Source organism: Saccharopolyspora endophytica (assembly GCF_018070075.1).
Lineage (GTDB): Bacteria > Actinomycetota > Actinomycetes > Mycobacteriales > Pseudonocardiaceae > Saccharopolyspora > Saccharopolyspora endophytica.
This window is the reverse complement of sequence record NZ_JAGPXE010000003.1, coordinates 471,862-489,780: the sequence shown is the minus strand read 5'-3', so window position 1 is coordinate 489,780 and position 17,919 is coordinate 471,862. Positions and strand designations below refer to the sequence as shown.

The following is a 17,919-nucleotide window of genomic DNA, read 5'->3' as shown; positions in this document are numbered from 1 at the left end:
TCCCACCACTCCCGGGAGGCTCACGGCTGGCCGTGTCGCGCGCAGGCGTAGCGGTGGAAGGTCATGCCTCCGTCAAAACGCCTGTGCTCCACGAGGTTCAGCGGCACCCGGGTCTTCGACGGGAAGATCCGGGTGCCGCCGCCCACGAGCACCGGCGCGGTGTAGATCTGGACCTCGTCCACCAGGCCGGCGTCCAGCGCTTGGCCGCCCAGCACCGCGCCACCGATCAGCAGGTCCTCCGCGCAGGACTCCTTGAGCCGCCGGACCGAATCCGGGTCGAACTCCCGCATCAACCGGGTTCGCGTTGTCGAGACACCGGCCAGGGTGCGCGAGAAGACGACCTTCTCCGCCTTGCGCCACAGGTGCGCGAAGTCCTCCATCAGCGGTCCCTCGGCGGTGAAATCGCCTGTCTCCCAAGCGATCATCTCCTCGTACATGCGTCGCCCGTAGAGGTAGGTGCCCGCGTCGCGTTCCCGGTCGTTGATGAACGCGAACACCTCGTCGCTGGGAACGGCCCAGTCGTAGCGCCCCTCGGCGTCGTTCAGGTAGCCGTCGAGCGAACCGATCGCGGAGTAGATCAGCTTCGCCATGCGCACCTCCTCGTGCAGCCCGGAGGCCCATCGTGCCCGAAATCGGAGCCGATGTGCACCGACGCCCGAGTTGATCTAATCCAGCAGCAGGTCCTCGGGTTCCCGGCGACGCGTCTCCGGAGTGGGGGAGCCGTAGCCGAAGCGCAGCACCGCCTGCGGACGCAGCGAACCGCCGAGCATGCGGCGCAGTTCTTCGCGGGTCTCAGCGACTTCCGGGACCTGCGAGAGCACCGAGGAGGACAAGCCGTGGGCGCACGCGGTCAGCAGCACCCGTTGCAGTGCCTGACCGGCCCGCACGTCGTCGGTGCGGCTGTCGTGCTGCGAGCACAGCACGGTCAGCAACGGCTCGCGCTCGAAGTCCTTGCCGGCAACCCGGGTGGGAGCCCGCCCGGCTGAGAAGTCCCGCACCACCCACAGGTCCTGGGGCTCCGGCAACGGCCCGGAGGCGGCGGCCGGGACTCCCTCGCTGGCGTCGCGCTCGCGGCCCGTCCAGTGGTCCATCTCGGCGCGGAAGCGCTCGTCCTCCATCTGCGCGCGGTGCGCTCGGTGCACCAGTTCGGCGAAGGGGTCGAGCTCGGTCCGGGTGAGCACGTGCAGCCGGCCCTGCTCCCGCTGGGCGGCGCTGACCAGCGCGTGGCGGTCCGCGGTCGGGACGGGGGTCTCCTGGAACGGTCGGCGGTTGTTGCGCCGCCGCGGAATCGCCTCGTGCAGCGCGCGTTCGGCGGGGTTCTGGGTGGTGCGACCACCGCTGCGGACCTCGGCCAGCGCGGTCGGTGGTGCCAGCGGGGAAGGCGGGTCGATCACCGGGCGGATCCCCGCGCTCTCGAGCGCCAGCCGCAGGTTCAGCAGAGCGGCGCCGCAGGCCAGGCGCAGCTCGCGGTCGTCGGGATCGGTGGCGGGCAGCCGTCGCTGCGGGTCGGCGTGGACCTCGATGACCTGTTCGGAGAGCCGGAACCGCCACGGCTGCCGGTTGTGCAGCGACGGAGCGCGCCCGGCGCAGCCGATCACGTCCCGGGACTGCTCGGCCGACAAGCCCAGCGCCGTCGGAAAGGAAGTCATCGCCCGCCCCTCGACGATTGCCGAACCACGAATCCGAGTCTGGCAGAGGCCCGGCTAGTGCGCCGGACGTGCGGTGTGCGCGGTCGAGCCGCGCACGAGCAGCTCGCTGGGGAAGCAATCCCTGCGGGTCGGCAGGTCGCGGTCGCCGATGCGCTCCAGCAGCCGCGCGACCGCCGCGCGCGCCATCTCCGCGATCGGCTGGCGGACCGTGGTGATGTCGTAGGAGTCCCAGGCGGTCAGCGCGATGTCGTCGTAGCCGATCACCCACACGTCCTCCGGGACCCGCCGGCCCAGCGACACCGCGCCGTCCACGGCTCCCAGAGCGGTCAGGTCGTTTGCGCAGAACACCGCCGTCGGCGGGTCGGCCCGGTCCAGCAGGTCGCGCATCGCCGAGCGGGCGACGTCGTGCGCGAAACCGCCTGGTGCGCTGAGGTCTTCGGACAACGGGTTGCCGAGCTCGGCGAGGCGTTCGCGGAACCCGTGCTCGCGGTGCCGGGCGGTGCTCGGCAGCTCGGGGCCGCGCAGGAAGCCGATGCGGGTGTGGCCGGTGGCCACCAGGTAGTCGGCGACGGCGCGTCCGCCCGCGGCGTTGTCGGTGGTGACCTGGTCGCAGTCGAGCTCGTCGAGCCCGCGGTGCAGCAGCACGATCGGCTCGGCGCGAGCGACCGCGTCGCTCAGCTGCGGCGTCGCCTCGGTGACGGTGGTGAAGATCAGCCCGTCCACCGTTCCCTCGTCGAGGGACTCCAGGGCGCCCGAACCGTCCGGGCCGTTCCACAGCACCATGCGCTGACCGGCCGCGTCGAGGGCCTCGGCGACGGCTTCCAGCAGCTGCGGGTAGAAGGGGTTGGTGATGTCGGCGACGACGACGCCGACCGTCGCGGTGCGTCGGGTGCGCATCGTGCGCGCGGCGGCGTGCGGCCGGTAGCCGGCCTCCCGCATCGCCGCCAGCACGCGTTCGCGGGTCTGCGGGGCGACCTTGCCGTTGTCCTGCAGGACGCGGGACACGGTCATCTGGGACACGCCTGCCAGCCGTGCCACGTCCCGGCTGGTGACCACCGGGCACCTCCTTCGCATTCTGCATCGAGGAAGGCCATCCTACGGGGTTTACGTAAACATCCGCGCCCTCTAGTGTCTGTGTGTACGTAAACATCCTGGGAGGGATTCATGACGTTCGCGCTGAAGCGGGCCGAGCAGACCTCGGCCGCCACCACGACCTCGCTGCCCGACGTGCAGGAGAAGGTCGCCGCGATCATCGCCGACATCCGCACGCGCGGTGACGAGGCCGTGCGGGAGCACTCGGCCCGCTTCGACAAGTGGGAGCCGGAGTCCTTCCGGCTCTCCCGCGCGCAGATCGGCGAGATCATGGCCAGGGTGCCCGAGCAGGTGATCGCCGACATCGAGTTCGTCCAGGAGCAGGTGCGCGGTTTCGCCCAGAAGCAGCTGGAATCGATGCGGGAGATCGAGGTCGAGACGCTGCCGGGCGTGCACCTGGGGCACAAGCACATCCCGGTCGCCGCCGCCGGCGCCTACGTGCCGGGCGGGCGCTACCCGCTGCTGGCCTCGGCGCACATGACCATCCTGACCGCCAAGGCCGCCGGGGTGCCGCGGGTCATCGCCTGCACGCCGCCGATCCGCGGCGAGGTCCCCGACGCGACGGTCGCCGCGATGCACCTGGCCGGCGCCGACGAGATCTACCTGCTCGGCGGGGTGCAGGCCGTGGTCAGCATGGCGCTGGGCACCGAGACGATCGAGCCGGTCGACATGCTCGCCGGACCGGGCAACGCCTTCGTCGCCGAGGCCAAGCGGCAGCTCTACGGCGAGATCGGCATCGACCTGTTCGCCGGTCCGACGGAGGTGCTCGTCGTCGCCGATGACAGCGCCGACCCGTTCGTCGTCGCCGTCGACCTACTCAGCCAGGCCGAGCACGGACCCGACTCGCCCGCGGTGCTGATCACCACCTCGGAAGCGCTGGGGCGCAAGGTCATCGAGCACATCGACGCGCTGCTGCCGGAGATGCCCACCCGCGACAACGCCGAACCGGCCTGGCGCGACCACGGAGAGGTGCACGTCGTCGCCGACCTCGACGAGGCCTACCGGCTGGCCGACACCTACGCCAGCGAGCACGTGCAGATCCTCACCGAACAGCCCCGCGAAGCCCTGGAGAAGATGCGCAACTACGGCGCGCTGTTCCTGGGGGAGGGGACCTGCGTGTCCTACGGCGACAAGGTGATCGGCACCAACCACGTGCTCCCGACGCGCGGCGCCGCCCGGTACACCGGTGGTCTGTGGGTCGGCAAGTACCTCAAGACCGTCACCTACCAGGAGGTCACCGACCCGGCGGCCAGCGCGCACCTCGGCGAGGTCTGCGGCCGGGCGGCGCGGGTCGAGCTCTTCGAGGGCCACGCCCGGTCCGGAGACGTCCGAGCCGCCAAGCACGGAACGGCCGACCTCCCCTGGGCGCCGAACGCCCTTGCCCGTCCCTGAACGCGAAACCGAAAGGCACACCGACGATGTCGGTCAACGCAACGACGCGTGCCTCGAGCCCGTCCGCGTCGCGCACGCTCGTCTCCAGCACCATCGGCAGCATCATCGAGTGGTACGACTTCACCATCTACGGCACCGCTGCGGCGCTGATCTTCAACCGGCTCTTCTTCACCGAGCTCTCCCCGGCGGCCGGGACGTTGGCGGCCTTCGGCACCTTCGCCGCGGGTTTCATCGCCCGGCCCCTGGGCGGCTTCGTCGCGGGCCACTACGGCGACAAGCTCGGCCGCAAGGCGACGCTGGTGATGACGCTGACGCTCATGGGCGGTGCCACGTCCCTCATCGGTCTGCTGCCCACCTACCAGCAGATCGGCATCGCGGCGCCGGCGTTGCTGGTGCTGCTGCGGCTGGTGCAGGGGTTCGCCGTCGGCGGCGAGTGGGGCGGCGCGGTGCTGATGGCCGTCGAGCACGCCCCGGACGGTCGCCGCGGCGCCTACGGAGCCTGGCCGCAGACCGGCGTCTCGGCGGGTCTGCTGCTGGGCACCGGGGCGTTCAGCATCGTCTCGATGCTGCCCGAGCAGCAGCTGACCGCGTGGGGATGGCGGATCCCGTTCCTGCTGAGCGTCGTGCTGGCGCTGGTCGGGCTCTACATCCGGTTCCGCATCAGCGAACCCGAGTCCTTCACCGAGAGCCGTCCCGCGAAGCGGCCGCTGGTGGAGGTGCTGCGCACCCATCCCCGCGAGATCTTGATCGCGGTGGGCGTGCGGTTCGCCGAAGGCGGCAACTACTACGTGTTCACGGTGTTCATCCTGACCTACATCACCGAGCACCTGGGGTTGCCCAAGCAGGCGGGCCTGACCGGGGTGATGCTGGCCGCGGCGATCAACATCGTCGCCCTGCCGCTGTGGGGCGCGCTGTCGGACCGGATCGGCCGAAAGCCGGTGTTCATCGCCGGAGCGGTGTTCATGGCGCTGTACGCGTGGCCGTTCTTCTGGCTGGTCGACACCCGCTCGCCGGTGCTGATCGCGGTGGCCCTGGTGATCGCCCTGGCCGTACCGCACGCCGCGGTGTTCGCCCCGATCGCGGCGTTCTACGTCGAGCTGTTCGAACCGCAGCTGCGCTACAGCGGGCTGTCGATCGGCTACCAGATGGGCAGCGTCCTGCTGGGCGGCTTCACGCCGCTGCTGGCCACCAGCCTCATCCTCTGGTCCGGCGGGCAGTCCTGGAGCGTGGCCGTCCTGGTCGCGGCCGGGGCGCTCATCGCGGCGGTCGCGATGAGAACGGCGCCGGAAACCCACCGGAAGTCCCTCATCGAAGCGGCTTCCTGACCGGACCGCCCCGGGGGTGGCGTTCGGCGGAGCGCCACCCCCGGGACCGGGTGCGGCTAGCGGGTGAAGACGCCGATCCCGTTGGGCACCTGGCGCTGTTCGCCGTCGGACGGCGCGTTTCTGACGGTGGCGTGCGGGGTGTCGGGGGTTCTGACGGCCATGGTGGTGGATCCGCCGCCGTCGAGGTTCACCGCGTCGGCGGCGCCCAAGGAGGCCATGAGGTCGGCGGTCTCCTGGAGGTTGAGGCCGGTGCTGACGGGGGAGCGGCCGTCGGCCACCAGCAGGTGGACGCGCCGGCCGTCAGGGCTGATCCCGGCGGCGGTGCGGGGTGCCAGTTCTGCGGTGTCGAGGCCGGGGAGGGGGACGCCCTCGCGCATGATCGGCATCGCGCCGACGGCGAAGGTCAGCGGCACGCCGTCGGCCGGGAGCAGGGTGGTGCGCACGACGACCGGATCGCCGGGATCGAGCGCTTCCAGCTGAGCCGCGCCGTCCTCGCGCCCGACGAGGACGACCGTGCGAGGCGGGATCGGACCGGTTCCGGGCACGTCGGCTTCGGACCGGACCACCCCGTCGGTGATCACGATCTCCTCGGTGGCGGTGCTGCACGGCGCCGATCGGTTCTCGTCGGTGCCGCACACCGCCCGGGCCCGGGACACCTCGCCCCAGTCGCCGGTGTAGGCGCCGACGCCGCCGACCGGCAGCGCGTACTGGTTGAGCCCGGCGACGTCCACGACACCCGTCGGCCCGAGCACCGCGCCCGCCACGGCCAGGCGCGAGATGCGAGCCCGGCGGTCGAATCCCAGCGCGAAGACGTCCTCGTGGGAAGCTCCCTCCGGAAGCGCGGGACCGAAACGCTGACCGTGCGGGACCGCTCCCTTCAGCGCCTCACCACCACCGATCTCGGGGCCCACCGACGCACTCGTCGGCACCACGCCGGGGTGCTCCTCGCTGATGTTGAAGAAGTCGCCGTTGATCCCCGCCACGGCACCGGCGCCGTTGGCCTGATCGGCGATCTCGTCCTTCGCCGCCACCGAACCCGGTTGCAGCAGACCGAGATCCGCCCTGGGATCGGTCAGATCCACCGTCACCAGGTGCCCCACCACGGGACCGTGCGAAGTGGACAGTGCCAGCGGCCGGTAGCTCACCCCGGGAGCGACCGCGATGTCCCCGTCCTGCGCGGTGGCCGAGGGCACCGGCGAGACCAGCACCGCCAACCCGCACACGACCCCCAGCGCCCGAAGGCGCACCGACCTATTCGCCACCATCCGACTCCTTCCACCGGTGATCGCGATCACCACATCAGTCGGCGGGGGAGGGATGGTGCGGTTGGAAAGAAATGGACGAAGCCCGGGTCGCGCGGTTACCGCGGTCGGCTCAACGGGAATGGGCTGGCTCGGGCCTTGATCTGGCGGCCGGGTTTGGGCAAGCTTGAGCCCGCACAACGGGCGGTCGGGGGCCTGGCGGGACACGCCGGGTATGCGTCCGAGAGGAATGATGCGGACGCCCTGTGGAGGCCCGAGAAATGCTCACCCCTGATGACGTGCGGAATGTCGTCTTCGGCCGGGCTTGGCGCAAAGAACGCGGATACGACGAGGCCGAGGTCGACCACTTCCTCGGACGGGTCGAGGCGACGCTGCGCGGCAAGCAGCTGGTGACCGCTCGGGACGTGCTCACCGCCAAGTTCAGCCCGCGCCGGCGCGGCGGTCGCGCCTACAAGAAGGCCCAGGTCGACGAGTTCCTGGACAAGGTCGCGCTGACGCTGATGAAGCTCGAAGTGCGCGCTGACGAACGTCGCACGTCCCGCCCGGCGGAGGAACCCGTACCCGCGCGCAAGCCCGCCGAGAGCCGCGAGAAGCCCGCTGAAGAGCAGTTGCCCAAGCGCCCCGCGCGCGAACCGGCCCCGGCAGTCGAGGTCGCTCCCGCGGCGACGCCGTCCGAGCAGTTCCGCGGTCTGCAGCCGGCGACCTCGCAGAGCTCCGCGCTGGACAAGGCCGAGGTCGACGCCTTCATGGACCGGGTTCAGGCCACCCTGCGGGGCATCGATCACCTCACGCCCAACGACGTGCTCAACGCCCAGTTCAACCCGCCCGCTCCGGGGATGCCGGGCTACGACGAGGCGGGCGTGCTCGCGTTCCTGGTGATGGTGTCCTCCAGCATCCGCAACATCAACCGCAACACCGGCACGAACATGCGCCCGGTGACGGCCACGGACACCAGCATGCACCCGGTGACCGCGACGGGGACGAACATGCGCCCGGTGACGGCCACGGACACCAGCATGCACCCGGTGACCGCGACGGGGACGAACATGCGTCCGATGACCGCGACCGGCACGAACATGCGCCCGGTCACGGCCACGGGAACGAACATGCGTCCGGTGAGCACCGGGACGAACCTGCCGCCGGCGACCGGCTCGGGCACCGACCTGCCCCCGATCGCCGCCCAGACCGGTGCCTTCCCCGCGCACGTCGGGGACAACCGGCCGGCCCGGCAGCGGATGATCCCCGGACGCCGCCGTCCGCCGAGGCGCTGAAACCGCCGATGCGCGACCCCGCGGTCCGGTAGCGTGACCGACCGTGAACGGCGATCGCGCGAAGAAGCTGCGGCGGCACTGGGACAAGTCCGCGCCCTCTTACGACGGCGTCATGGCCCGCTTCGACCGCCACCTGGCGGGCGACAGCAGGCAGTGGGTCTGCTCCCGGGTTCGCGGTGAGGTGCTGGAAGTCGCCATCGGGACAGGTCTGAACCTGCCGCTCTACCCGGCGGGCACGCCCCTGACCGGCATCGAGTGGAGCCCCGCGATGCTGCGGCTGGCTCGGCAGCGCCGCGACGCGCTCGGCCTCGACGTCGAGCTGCGGGAGGGTGACGCGCGCACGTTGCAGTTCCCCGACGGCGCGTTCGACACCGTGGTGTGCACGTTCTCGCTGTGCGCCATCCCCGACCACGAGCAGGCGATCGCCGAGATGCACCGGGTCCTGCGGCCCGGCGGGCGTCTGCTGCTGGCCGATCACGTGGTGAGCACCGCGTGGCCGGTCCGGCTCATCCAGCGCGCCGCCGAGGTCGTGACGGTGCCGACGGGCGGCGAGCACTTCCGCCGCCGCCCCTCGCAGCACCTGCGCGCCGCGGGCTTCGAGGTGCAGGAGGCCGAGCGGTTCAAGCTCGGGATCATCGAACGCCTCGTCGCGGCCAAGCGCGCCTGAGTCAGCTCGACGCGATCGCCTTGATCACCGCGTCCTGGAAGGCGGGCAGATCATCGGGATTGCGGCTGGTGATCAGGTTGCCGTCGACGACGACCTGCTGGTCGGTGACCTCGCCTCCGGCGTTGCGGATGTCGGTGCGGATGCTGGGGAACGACGTCAGCTGCCGTCCCTTCACCACATCGGCCTCGACCAGCGTCCACGGGCCGTGGCAGATGGCGCCCACGGGTTTGCCCGCGTTGACGAAGTCGCGCACGAACGACACCGCGGTCCCGTCGCGGCGCAGCTGATCGGGGTTGATCGTGCCGCCCGGCAGCACGAGCGCGTCGTAGTCGGTCACCGAGACCCGGGCGACCTCGCGGTCGACCGGGAAGCGGTCGCCCTTGTCGATGTCGCCGTTCATCGCCTGGATCTCCCCGGCGTGCGGGGACACCACCTCGACCTGCCCGCCCGCGTGTTGGATCGCCTCGCGCGGGCCTTCCAGCTCGACCTGCTCCACGCCGTCGGTGGCCAGGATGGCGACCTTGCGGCCGCTGAGTTCGTCAGCCATGGTTGAACCTCCGTTCACGGGTACCGCTCGGTGAGGTACCCGCGAGCGGAGGTGTCCCAAACGCCTCCACAGAGGACGGCGTCAGTCGGCGACCTCGGCCTTCCACGCCGCCTTCTGCTCGTCCGTGGCGAAGCAGGCGTCGAACGAGTTGCGTGCCAGCGTCTTCAGCTGCTCGTCGGTGAGGCCCAGCTCGCTGCGCAGGGCCGCGAAGTTGTCGTCGACGTAGCCGCCGAAGTACGCCGGGTCGTCGCTGTTGACGCAGGCCAGCAGGCCGGCGTCGAGCATCGCCGGAAGCACGTGGTCGGAGAGCTTGTCGACGGTCCGCAAGGCCACATTGGACAGCGGGCAGACCGTCAGCGGGATCTGCTCGTCGCGCAGCCGCGCCACCAGCTCCGGGTCCTCCATCGCGCGGATGCCGTGGTCGATGCGCTCGACGCCGAGGACGTCCAGGGCGTCGCGCACGTAGTCCGGTCCGCCCTCCTCGCCCGCGTGGGCGACGCGGTGCAGGCCTTCGGCCGCCGCGCGCTGGTAGACCTCGGCGAACGGTGCCGGCGGGTGCCCGACCTCGGCGGAGTCCAGGCCCACGCCGATGAAGCGCTCCCGGTAGGGCAGCGCCAGCCGCAGCGTCTCGGCCGCCGCCTCGGGTCCCAGGTCGCGCAGGAAGCACAGGATGAGGTCGGTGGACACCGGGGAGTCGCGCAGCGCTCCGGTGATGCCCTCGAACACCGCGCCGATCGGCACGTCGTTGCCCAGGTGCACCTGCGGGTCGAAGAAGATCTCCGCCCGCCGCACCCCGGCGCGGTCAGCCCGCGCCAGGTAGGCGCTGGTCAGGTCGTAGAAGTCCTGGTCGGTGCGCAGCACCGGCAGGTTCGCGTAGTACAGGTCCAGGAACGACTGCAGATCGCTGAAGTCGTACTTCGCCCGGAGCTCGTCGAGATCGCTGGTCGGCAGCGCGAGCCCGTTGCGCTGGGCCAGCTCGACCAGCATCTCCGGTTCGAGCGTCCCCTCGATGTGAATGTGCAGTTCCGCAGTCGGCAACATGTGAATTCCTCCCCGGAACAAACCTACCGGGGCTCGTCGGCGCCGAGCGGTGCGGCCGGGGGAGCGGGTTCGCCGACGATCTCGGTGCAGGTCAGCCCGTCGGAGGCGGCCGGAGTGCCGGTGATCTCGCGCGCCTCGTGCTGGCCGAGGGCGCTGCAGGGCACGAACCGCCCGTCCACCAGCAGCGGGCGGCGGATCGCGCCGAGCGCGCTGTAGGCCAGCACGTTCGCGACGGGACCGGTGTCGAGCTCGACGCGCTCGGGACCGTGCAACCGCACCAGCCGGTAGCGCTCGCCGCGGCCCTCGCACTCGTCGAGGACGCGCCGCTGCTCGGCGGTGGCCAGCCACACCGCGTGGTGCTCGACGACGCCGGGAGCCGAGACCAGCACGGCCGGCCGCTGACCGTCGCGAGCGCGCACCCCGGAGGCCCACACCGCGGACAGACCGGTGCAGGTCGCGCGCAGCACCACCACCGGGCCGCGGAGGCCGAGCTCGGACCGCAGCCAGGTGATCTTGCTCGGGCAGGCGTTGGAACCGTAGGCCAGCACCGGCCACCGGGCCGACAGCGGCTCGGCGCCCGCTCCGGTCAGGAAGTCGTCCAGGCATCCCGTGCCCACCCGCCTGCCCGAGGGCAGCGAGGCGTCGGGGGTCAGGCGCCACCCGGTTCCATCGAGGTGCAGGTAGGAGTGGGCGGGACGCGCACCGGGGTAGGGATCGGCGGGGAATTCCTCGTCGCGGAACGTCGCGGCGCCCAAGGTGTTGAGCACGGTCACCGCTCCAACATGCCCACCGCGGACGGGTCCGCGCAACCTGATCGGGCGTCTAGGGTGCCGGGCACGAAACCCCAACGGCGCCGATCTCCTCCGAGGGCTCGTCGATGAACAGCGCCGCCGCGAACTCCCGCCGTGTCCCGGACCGTCTCGTACGAGTGCTCCCGCGCTAGAAGTCGCTGAGCCGCGGGGAGCGAGAGATCGTGGACCCTTCTCGCCGTCGGAGGCGGCGCGGACACCACACCCGCAGAGCACCGCCCTCGCCGTCCTCAGCGAGGAGGGCGCCACGTGGGATCGGGCGCGGTGTGGTCGAGGTCCGTGGTAGTCGAAGGGACTGGGGAGAGACCAGATGAGCGAGCACGACATCGAGGACGTTGACCTGCTGGTGGTCGGTGGCGGGAAAGCCGGCAAGTCCCTGGCGATGGACAGGGCGAAGGCCGGCTGGCAGGTGGTCATGGTCGAGCGGGACAAGATCGGTGGCACCTGCATCAATGTCGCGTGCATCCCCACGAAGACGCTCGTCGGCTCGGCCCGGAACCTCCTCGCCGCGCACCACGCCGCCGAGCGGGGCGTCGAGATCGACGGTGAACCCGCGATCGATCTGGCCCGGCTCCGCGCGCACAAGGACGGCGTCGTCGGTGCGATGGTCAACGCCCACGTCAAGTTGTTCGCCGACTCGGGCATGGACTTCATCCTGGGGACAGCGCGCTTCGTGGGCGAGCGCACCGCGGAGATCCGCACCGACGACGGTCGCAACCGTCTGGTCCGCGGCAGGGACGTCGTGGTCAACACCGGCACCACCCCGGTCATGCCCGACCTGCCCGGCATCAGCGAGGCGAAGGTGTGGAACTCCGAGACGATCCTGCACCTGGAGCGCCTCCCTGACAGGCTGCTGATCCTCGGAGGCGGTTACGTCGGGTGCGAGTTCGCCTCGATGCTCGCCGTCTTCGGCACCCGCGTCACGCTGCTGCACGGCCGCGATCAGCTGCTGCCCGGAGAGGATCCCGATGTCGCCGCCTTGGTCGCCGACGTCCTCGTCGACCAGGGCGTCGACGTCCGCCTCGGAGCTCGGGTGAGCGCCGTGCGCCGCGAACCCGGCCACGGCGACGTCGTGGCCACCCTCGTGGACGGTGCCGAGGTTCGCGCCCAGGAGTTGCTCGTTGCCACCGGACGCGCTCCTGTGACGGCCGACCTCGGCCTGGGCGCGGCGGGGGTCGAGCTCACCCGCCGGGGGTTCATCGCCGTTGACGACCACCTGCGCACCACGGCCGACCACGTCTGGGCTGCCGGCGACGTCGCGGGCAGCCCGCAGTTCACGCACGCCTCGTGGAACGACTTCCGCGTGCTGCGGGCGAACCTCGCAGGTCGGGATGCCGTCACCGCAGGCCGGCTCGTGCCGCACACCGTGTTCACCACCCCCGAGCTCGCGCGCGTCGGTCTCACCGAGACCGAGGCGCGCGCCCAGGGCCACGACGTCAGGGTGGCCCGACTCCCGGTCACGGCGATCCCGCGGGCCAAGACCTCCCACGACTCGGTGGGGGTGTGGAAGGCCGTCGTGGATGCCGCGACGGACCAGATCCTCGGCGCCGCTCTCCTGGGGAACAACGCCGGAGAGGTCATCTCCGCGGTCCAGATGGCCATGCTCGGAGGACTCCCGTACCAGCAGGTCCGAGATGCGGTCCTCACCCACCCCACCATGGGCGAAGGGCTCAACCTGCTCTTCGACAGCCTCGACTAGTGCGGCGCGCGGAAGCCGACGGTTCACCGGAACGTCGAGAGCCTGTCAGCGGTCGAGCCCTCGACCGCACCGCAGCGGCCCTGATTTCGGGTCGAGAACGGCGGTCTCACGGTCGAGCCCCGGCCCCGCCGGCATCCGCGCGCCGCAGGGCTGGTCTGGGGCCGTCGTGAAGCGGCGGTTCACACCCCGAAGTGGAGCTCCAGGGTTCGTGCCGCCGGCCAGTTCGCGTGGTGCGGGAGGACGTCGAGGCCGCAGGCTCGTGAACCGAGGCCGTGCTGGGCGGCGTCGATGAACAGGTGCAGGCGATCTGATGGTGGCAGCTCGTGGTGGTGGGCGGCGGCGGCCATCTGCTGCGGGGTCCAGCGGCTGAGCGTGAAGCCGGGCCGGGAGCCGCTGACGTCGGGGTGCGTTCGGAGCGTGAGGCCGCGGTCGTGGAGGTCGGTGAGGACGAGTTCGCGGAGACCGCTGCGGTGCCCGGTCTCCTGCGGGCGCGCGTACCGCACCGCGAGGTCGTCGACGGCAGCGTGGAATCGACCGACGAGGGCCGCCGCGCAGCTGTCCGGGTACGACTCCGCTGGGCCGGTGCCGAACCAGGAGGCGTGGGAGACCTCGGCCGGCAGGGCGAAGCGGATGCCCGTGCGAGGCCACGTGGTCCTCCACCCGGGGCTCGGCACGACGTCGACCCTGAGCCGGATTCCGGTGTCGGTCGGCGTCCACCGGGAGGTCAGCTCGACGCTCTCCCCGCTGTTCGCGGCGCTCACGCGCACCCGCGTGCGCAGGCTGCCGGTGCTGACCTCGACCTGGTCGATCCGGTGAACGAGGCGATCGAGGCCCTCCTGGAGCCACCGTTCGGCAGAACTCGGCCCTGGCTCGCCGTGGCCAAAGGTGAGTCGGGGATCGGCGCGAACGTAGGACGGAAACCCGCTTCCGCGGTCGTTGTCGGTGGGGGCGCGCCACAGCTCCAGCCAGGGCCCCCCGACGAGCAGGTCGCCCAGGCGCACGAGTTGGCCGGTGAGCCGGTCGAATTCCGCGATTCCGTGGGTCACCGTGCGCTGAGGTTCTTCCGGGACCGGCCCATTGTCGTGGTCTCCGGCGGGAACAGCGGACGCCGGGCCGAGGGCAGCACCACGACCGGATTGGTCCGGGCTGCTCGGCGGAAATCCGGAGGCCGGCGTCACGTCGCTCTGCGCAGCAGCGACGACATATCCGGCCGGTGCCCAAGGAGTGTGGTCGGCGAGCACGGCGCGGACGGTGAGCCAGCACTCGGTCGCAGGATCAGCGCTCGAGGCTGGGAACGCCTCGTCCGGAAGGGCAATGGTGGCGCTGCTTCCTGCGGGCACCGGTGGGATCGAGAGCCGACCGGCCACGACCCGGTGCCCGGCCTTCTCGAGCGACCACTCGAACACCAAGTGCTGGGTGGATATCGCGTGGTACCGGTTTCGCACCGCTACTGTCCGGCCGTCGAAGGTGAACAGCACCGGCGCGCTCACGGCTTTGAATTCGGCAAGGCCCGGAGTGGGGGTGCCGTCGGAGAGCACGAGGCCGTCCATCACGAAGTTCCCGTCGTGGACGGCTTCGCCGAAATCACCGCCGTAACCGTAGAACGGCGTGTGGTCTTCTGGCGTGCGGGTCAGGAGGCCGTGGTCTCGCCACTCCCAGATGAATCCGCCGTGGAGTCTTGGATAGGCGTCGAACAGCGCGTCGTACTCCGCGAGCGCACCAGGCCCGTTTCCCATCGCGTGGCCGTACTCGCACAGCAGGAACGGTTTCGAGCGCTGCCTCGCGGCCTCTGCCGGGTTGCAGCCGAGGAGTTGCCCGGGAACCGCGTCGGCGGCGATCGATTCGGTCTCCTGCAAGTTCGGGTACATCCGCGAGTACACGTCGGTGTACTGGCCCGTGTAGTCCCCTTCGTAGTGCACCGGTCGACGCGGATCGCGTTGGTGTACCCACCGCGACATGGCGGCGAGATTGCGGCCGGTTCCGGATTCGTTGCCCAAGGACCACATCACGATCGAGGGGTGGTTCTTGTCCCGTTCCACCGTGCGCTCGATCCGGTCGAGGTACTGGGCCTCGAACCGCGCGTCGTCACTGGGATTGCCGGCCCAGCCGAGGGAGACGTAGCCGTGCGTTTCGAGATCGCACTCGTCGATCACCCAGAACCCGTACTCGTCGGCGAGGTCCAGCAGCCGGGGGTGCGGAGGGTAGTGGCTGGTCCTGATGGCGTTGACGTTGTGCTGCTTCATCAACTCCAGGTCGGCGCGCGCATGTCGTTCGTCGAACACCCGGCCACGTTCGGGATGGGTCTCGTGCCGGTTCACCCCGCGGAACACGACGCGGCGTCCGTTCACGGTGAAAGCGTCACCGACCACGCGGACCGTGCGGAACCCGATGCGTTGCGAGATCGTCTCGCTTCGCGAGGAGACCGTGGCGTCGTACAGACGGGGGGATTCCGCGCTCCACGGGTCGACGGCCTCGATCGGGATCGCGGCGACGCTTCCCGGGCTCTCCCAGACCACTTCGAGGCCGAGTTCGGGCACGCACAGCGTGACCGGGAAGGAGGTCGGATCGGCGACCACTTCCACCGCCAGCCGACCTGAACCGGTGGTGTGGTCGTAGTCGGCGTTGAGCCACACGTCGTCGATGCCGCCGGCTGGTCGACCGAGTACGGTCACGTCCCGGAAGATGCCGGGCAGCCACCACTGGTCCTGGTCTTCCAGGTAGCTCCCGATCGACCACTGGTGCACGCGGACCACGAGCACGTTCCCCGCAGGGCGCACCAGGTCCGTCACGTCGAACTCCTGGACGAGGCGAGAGCCTTTGCCCGCGCCCACCTCGGAACCGTTGAGCCAGACGCGGTAGACCGACTCCACACCATCGAATCGGAGGAGAGTTCTCTCCGCGTCCCAGCCCGCGGGAAGGTCGAAGCTGCGGCGGTAGTCCCCGGTGGGATTCTCGTCGGGAACCCTGGGGGCATCGATCGGGAAGGGGTATTGCACGTTGGTGTAGATGGGCCTTCCGTAGGCACCGTCACCGTGCAGGACCCAATGCGCCGGGACCGGGATCGAATCCCACGACGCGTCGTCGAAGTCCGGATCGACGATCGCCTCGTCGAGGCCCAGCGTCGTGTCCGAGTACCGGAAGCGCCAGTTGCCGTTGAGGCTCACGGCCGGGGCGTCGGAGCGCAGCGAAGAGCGGGCGGGAACGCGTGCTCCTGCCCCGGGTTCGAAGTCTTCGTAGAAGGTCATGATGGCCGTGCAGTCCTTTCGTGAAAGCCACACCGCCCGAGTGCTGCAGCAGGGCTGCCGGGCGCTCGCCGACGTCGCTAGAGGGGAGACGTGGTGGTGGGTGGTCGCGCCAGTCGGCCGGGCTCGCGGTCAGCCCTTGACCGCCCCCTCGGAGAGACCTCCTCGCCAGTACTTCTGCAGGACGACCATCGCGCAGATCAGCGGGATGATCGAGACGAGCGCCCCTCCGGTGGTGAGCTGGTAGAACTCCGGCAGGCGGTCGACCTGGCTGCTCCAGTTGTGCAGCCCGAGAGTGACCGGGTACAGCGATTCGTCGGCGAGCATGACGAGGGGCAAGAAGAAGTTGTTCCAGATGAAGACCAGCTGGAACAGGAAGACCGTCACCAGTGCGGGAGTCATGGTGCGCAGACCCAGCTTGTGGAAGATGCGCAGCTCTCCAGCGCCGTCGATGCGGCCGGCTTCGACGATCGAGGTGTCCACAGACGCTTCGGCGTAGATCCGGCACAGCAGCAGCCCGAAGGGTGACACCAGGGAGGGGATCAGGACGCTCAGGTAGGTGTTGGCCAGCCCGAGAGAGCTGAACAGCAGGAACATCGGCAGCGCTAGAGCTGTTCCCGGAACGAGCACGCCGCCCAGAACGGTTCCGAAGACGAGGTTCTTGCCGCGGAATTCGTACTTGGCCAGCGCGTACCCCCCGACTGCCGCGAAGTACGTCGCGAGTGCGGCGCCCACGCCGGCGTAGAGAACCGAGTTGAGCAACCACCGCACGAAGATGCCGCCGTTGTAGGTGAACACCAGTGCCAGGTTGTCCCAGAGCGCGAAGGTGGGCGCCAGAGCGAAACCGTTGGTGGCGAACAGGTCTGATGTGGTCTTGGTCGCGGCGATGACGATGTAGTAGATCGGTACGAGGAAGTAGAGCGCGACGATCACGAGGATCGAGGTGACGATGATCGTGCTCCTCGGCTTGCGCCGTCCCCGGCCCTCGGATGGCGAACGGGTCTCGGTGGTCGTCACTTGCGGGCCTTCCTCTCGGACCGGCGACGGGTGACCAGCATGAACGCTGATGACAGCGCGAAGGCCACCAGTGCGATGAGCACGGCTTGCGCAGAGGCGAGCCCGTACTCGTTGTAGGCGAAGGCGTTGGTGTAGGCGGAGAGGTTCGGTGTGTACTCGGTGTCGATCGCCGGGGAGGACGCGGTGAGGACCAGAGGTTCGGCGAAGAGCTGCAGCGTTCCGATGATCGAGAAGACCGTCGCCAGGTTCACCGCCGGGCGGATCAGAGGTAGTTGGACCGACCAGGCGACCCTCAGGGCCCCCGCCCCGTCGACCCGCGCTGCCTCGTAGATCTCTCCAGGAACGGCCTTGAGCTGTGCGATGACGATGAGCATGTTGTAGCCGGTGTAGGTCCAGGTGACGATGTTCGCGATGGACCAGAGCACAGAACCGGAGCTCAGGAAGTCCAGCGGTATTCCGAGCAGCCCCGCCGCATCGATCAGCGGACTGAGTCCGGGGACGTAGAGGAAGCTCCACAAGATCGTCGCGATCACGCCGGGAACCCCGTAGGGCAGGAAGTAGGCCGCGCGGAAGAACTGAGGCCACTGCGCGCTCGCCGACTCGAGGAGGAGTGCGAGAACCGTGCAGAGGAAGATCATGGTGGGCACCTGGACGATGCCGAACAGCAACACGCGCGCGAAGCTCGCGACGAACCCGTCGTTGGTCAGCGCCTGCGCGTAGTTGTCCCAGCCGGCGAACGTCGACCGGACGCCGTCTTCCCCGAACAGCCCTTCCCGCGTCGTGGTGGTGAAGCTCTGCCCGATAGCCGCTCCGATGGGAAGGACGAAGGTGAACACGAACACCGCCAGGAACGGCGCCAGCAAGGTCCACGCGGCTCCGGTGTGCGAGCTCCTCGGCCGCAATCGG

The 17,919-nt window shown here is 70.1% G+C and carries 15 protein-coding genes; 5 read left to right on the top strand and 10 right to left on the bottom strand.

All coding sequences use genetic code 11. The features are described 5' to 3' along the window. Positions 1-20: 20 nt before the first annotated feature. The 3 genes from KBO27_RS09935 to KBO27_RS09925 form a co-directional block, all read right to left on the bottom strand. Positions 21-590 (bottom strand): dihydrofolate reductase family protein, encoded by a 570-nt coding sequence (locus KBO27_RS09935; protein ID WP_210969654.1) that lies wholly within the window; start codon positions 588-590, stop codon positions 21-23. Positions 591-665: 75 nt separating this feature from the next. Continuing rightward, entirely contained in the window at positions 666-1,649 is a 984-nt protein-coding gene (locus KBO27_RS09930; protein ID WP_210969653.1) for an Acg family FMN-binding oxidoreductase, read from the bottom strand. 54 nt (positions 1,650-1,703) lie between these two features. Further along, positions 1,704-2,705 (bottom strand): LacI family DNA-binding transcriptional regulator, encoded by a 1,002-nt coding sequence (locus KBO27_RS09925; RefSeq protein ID WP_210969652.1) that lies wholly within the window; start codon positions 2,703-2,705, stop codon positions 1,704-1,706. 108 nt (positions 2,706-2,813) lie between these two features. Between KBO27_RS09925 and hisD the strand changes: the two genes are divergently transcribed. Both hisD and KBO27_RS09915 read left to right on the top strand, forming a co-directional pair. Beyond that, positions 2,814-4,133 carry a histidinol dehydrogenase gene (gene hisD, locus KBO27_RS09920; protein ID WP_210969651.1) on the top strand — a complete coding sequence of 440 codons (1,320 nt, stop codon included), beginning with the start codon at positions 2,814-2,816 and terminating at the stop codon, positions 4,131-4,133. 26 nt (positions 4,134-4,159) lie between these two features. Continuing rightward, entirely contained in the window at positions 4,160-5,458 is a 1,299-nt protein-coding gene (locus KBO27_RS09915) for an MFS transporter (protein WP_210969650.1), read from the top strand. A gap of 56 nt (positions 5,459-5,514) precedes the next feature. Here the strand turns inward: KBO27_RS09915 and KBO27_RS09910 are convergent, their stop codons facing one another. Continuing rightward, a complete protein-coding gene (locus KBO27_RS09910; protein WP_210969649.1) occupies positions 5,515-6,723 on the bottom strand; it encodes a phosphodiester glycosidase family protein in 1,209 nt (402 codons plus the stop codon). A gap of 257 nt (positions 6,724-6,980) precedes the next feature. Here KBO27_RS09910 and KBO27_RS09905 point away from each other — a divergent pair, with 257 nt between their 5' ends. Next, on the top strand, positions 6,981-7,991 hold the full coding sequence (locus KBO27_RS09905) for a DivIVA domain-containing protein (protein WP_210969648.1): 1,011 nt from the start codon (positions 6,981-6,983) through the stop codon (positions 7,989-7,991). A 43-nt stretch (positions 7,992-8,034) separates the two neighbouring features. Continuing rightward, positions 8,035-8,658, top strand: a complete 624-nt coding sequence (locus KBO27_RS09900; protein WP_307870321.1) for a class I SAM-dependent methyltransferase — start codon at positions 8,035-8,037, stop codon at positions 8,656-8,658. Position 8,659: 1 nt separating this feature from the next. Here the strand turns inward: KBO27_RS09900 and KBO27_RS09895 are convergent, their stop codons facing one another. From KBO27_RS09895 to KBO27_RS09885, 3 genes are all read right to left on the bottom strand, one after another. Further along, entirely contained in the window at positions 8,660-9,205 is a 546-nt protein-coding gene (locus KBO27_RS09895; protein ID WP_210969647.1) for a type 1 glutamine amidotransferase domain-containing protein, read from the bottom strand. Between the two features lie 81 nt (positions 9,206-9,286). Continuing rightward, the gene (locus tag KBO27_RS09890) at positions 9,287-10,246 is read right to left on the bottom strand and encodes an adenosine deaminase (RefSeq protein ID WP_246536630.1); all 960 of its coding nucleotides are present in this window, start codon (positions 10,244-10,246) and stop codon (positions 9,287-9,289) included. A 23-nt stretch (positions 10,247-10,269) separates the two neighbouring features. After that, positions 10,270-11,019 carry a gamma-glutamylcyclotransferase family protein gene (locus tag KBO27_RS09885; RefSeq protein WP_307870320.1) on the bottom strand — a complete coding sequence of 250 codons (750 nt, stop codon included), beginning with the start codon at positions 11,017-11,019 and terminating at the stop codon, positions 10,270-10,272. Between the two features lie 346 nt (positions 11,020-11,365). Here KBO27_RS09885 and KBO27_RS09880 point away from each other — a divergent pair, with 346 nt between their 5' ends. Continuing rightward, positions 11,366-12,754 (top strand): dihydrolipoyl dehydrogenase family protein, encoded by a 1,389-nt coding sequence (locus tag KBO27_RS09880; protein WP_210969646.1) that lies wholly within the window; start codon positions 11,366-11,368, stop codon positions 12,752-12,754. 179 nt (positions 12,755-12,933) lie between these two features. Here KBO27_RS09880 and KBO27_RS09875 read toward each other — a convergent pair whose 3' ends face one another. The 3 genes from KBO27_RS09875 to KBO27_RS09865 all read right to left on the bottom strand — a co-directional run bounded on the left by KBO27_RS09875 (position 12,934) and on the right by KBO27_RS09865 (position 17,915). Beyond that, entirely contained in the window at positions 12,934-15,999 is a 3,066-nt protein-coding gene (locus tag KBO27_RS09875) for a glycoside hydrolase family 2 TIM barrel-domain containing protein (protein ID WP_210969645.1), read from the bottom strand. A 129-nt stretch (positions 16,000-16,128) separates the two neighbouring features. After that, entirely contained in the window at positions 16,129-17,013 is an 885-nt protein-coding gene (locus tag KBO27_RS09870; protein ID WP_307870319.1) for a carbohydrate ABC transporter permease, read from the bottom strand. Next, positions 17,010-17,915, bottom strand: a complete 906-nt coding sequence (locus KBO27_RS09865) for a carbohydrate ABC transporter permease (protein WP_246536629.1) — start codon at positions 17,913-17,915, stop codon at positions 17,010-17,012. The genes KBO27_RS09870 and KBO27_RS09865 overlap by 4 nt, the downstream gene beginning before the upstream one ends. Positions 17,916-17,919 lie beyond the last annotated feature (4 nt).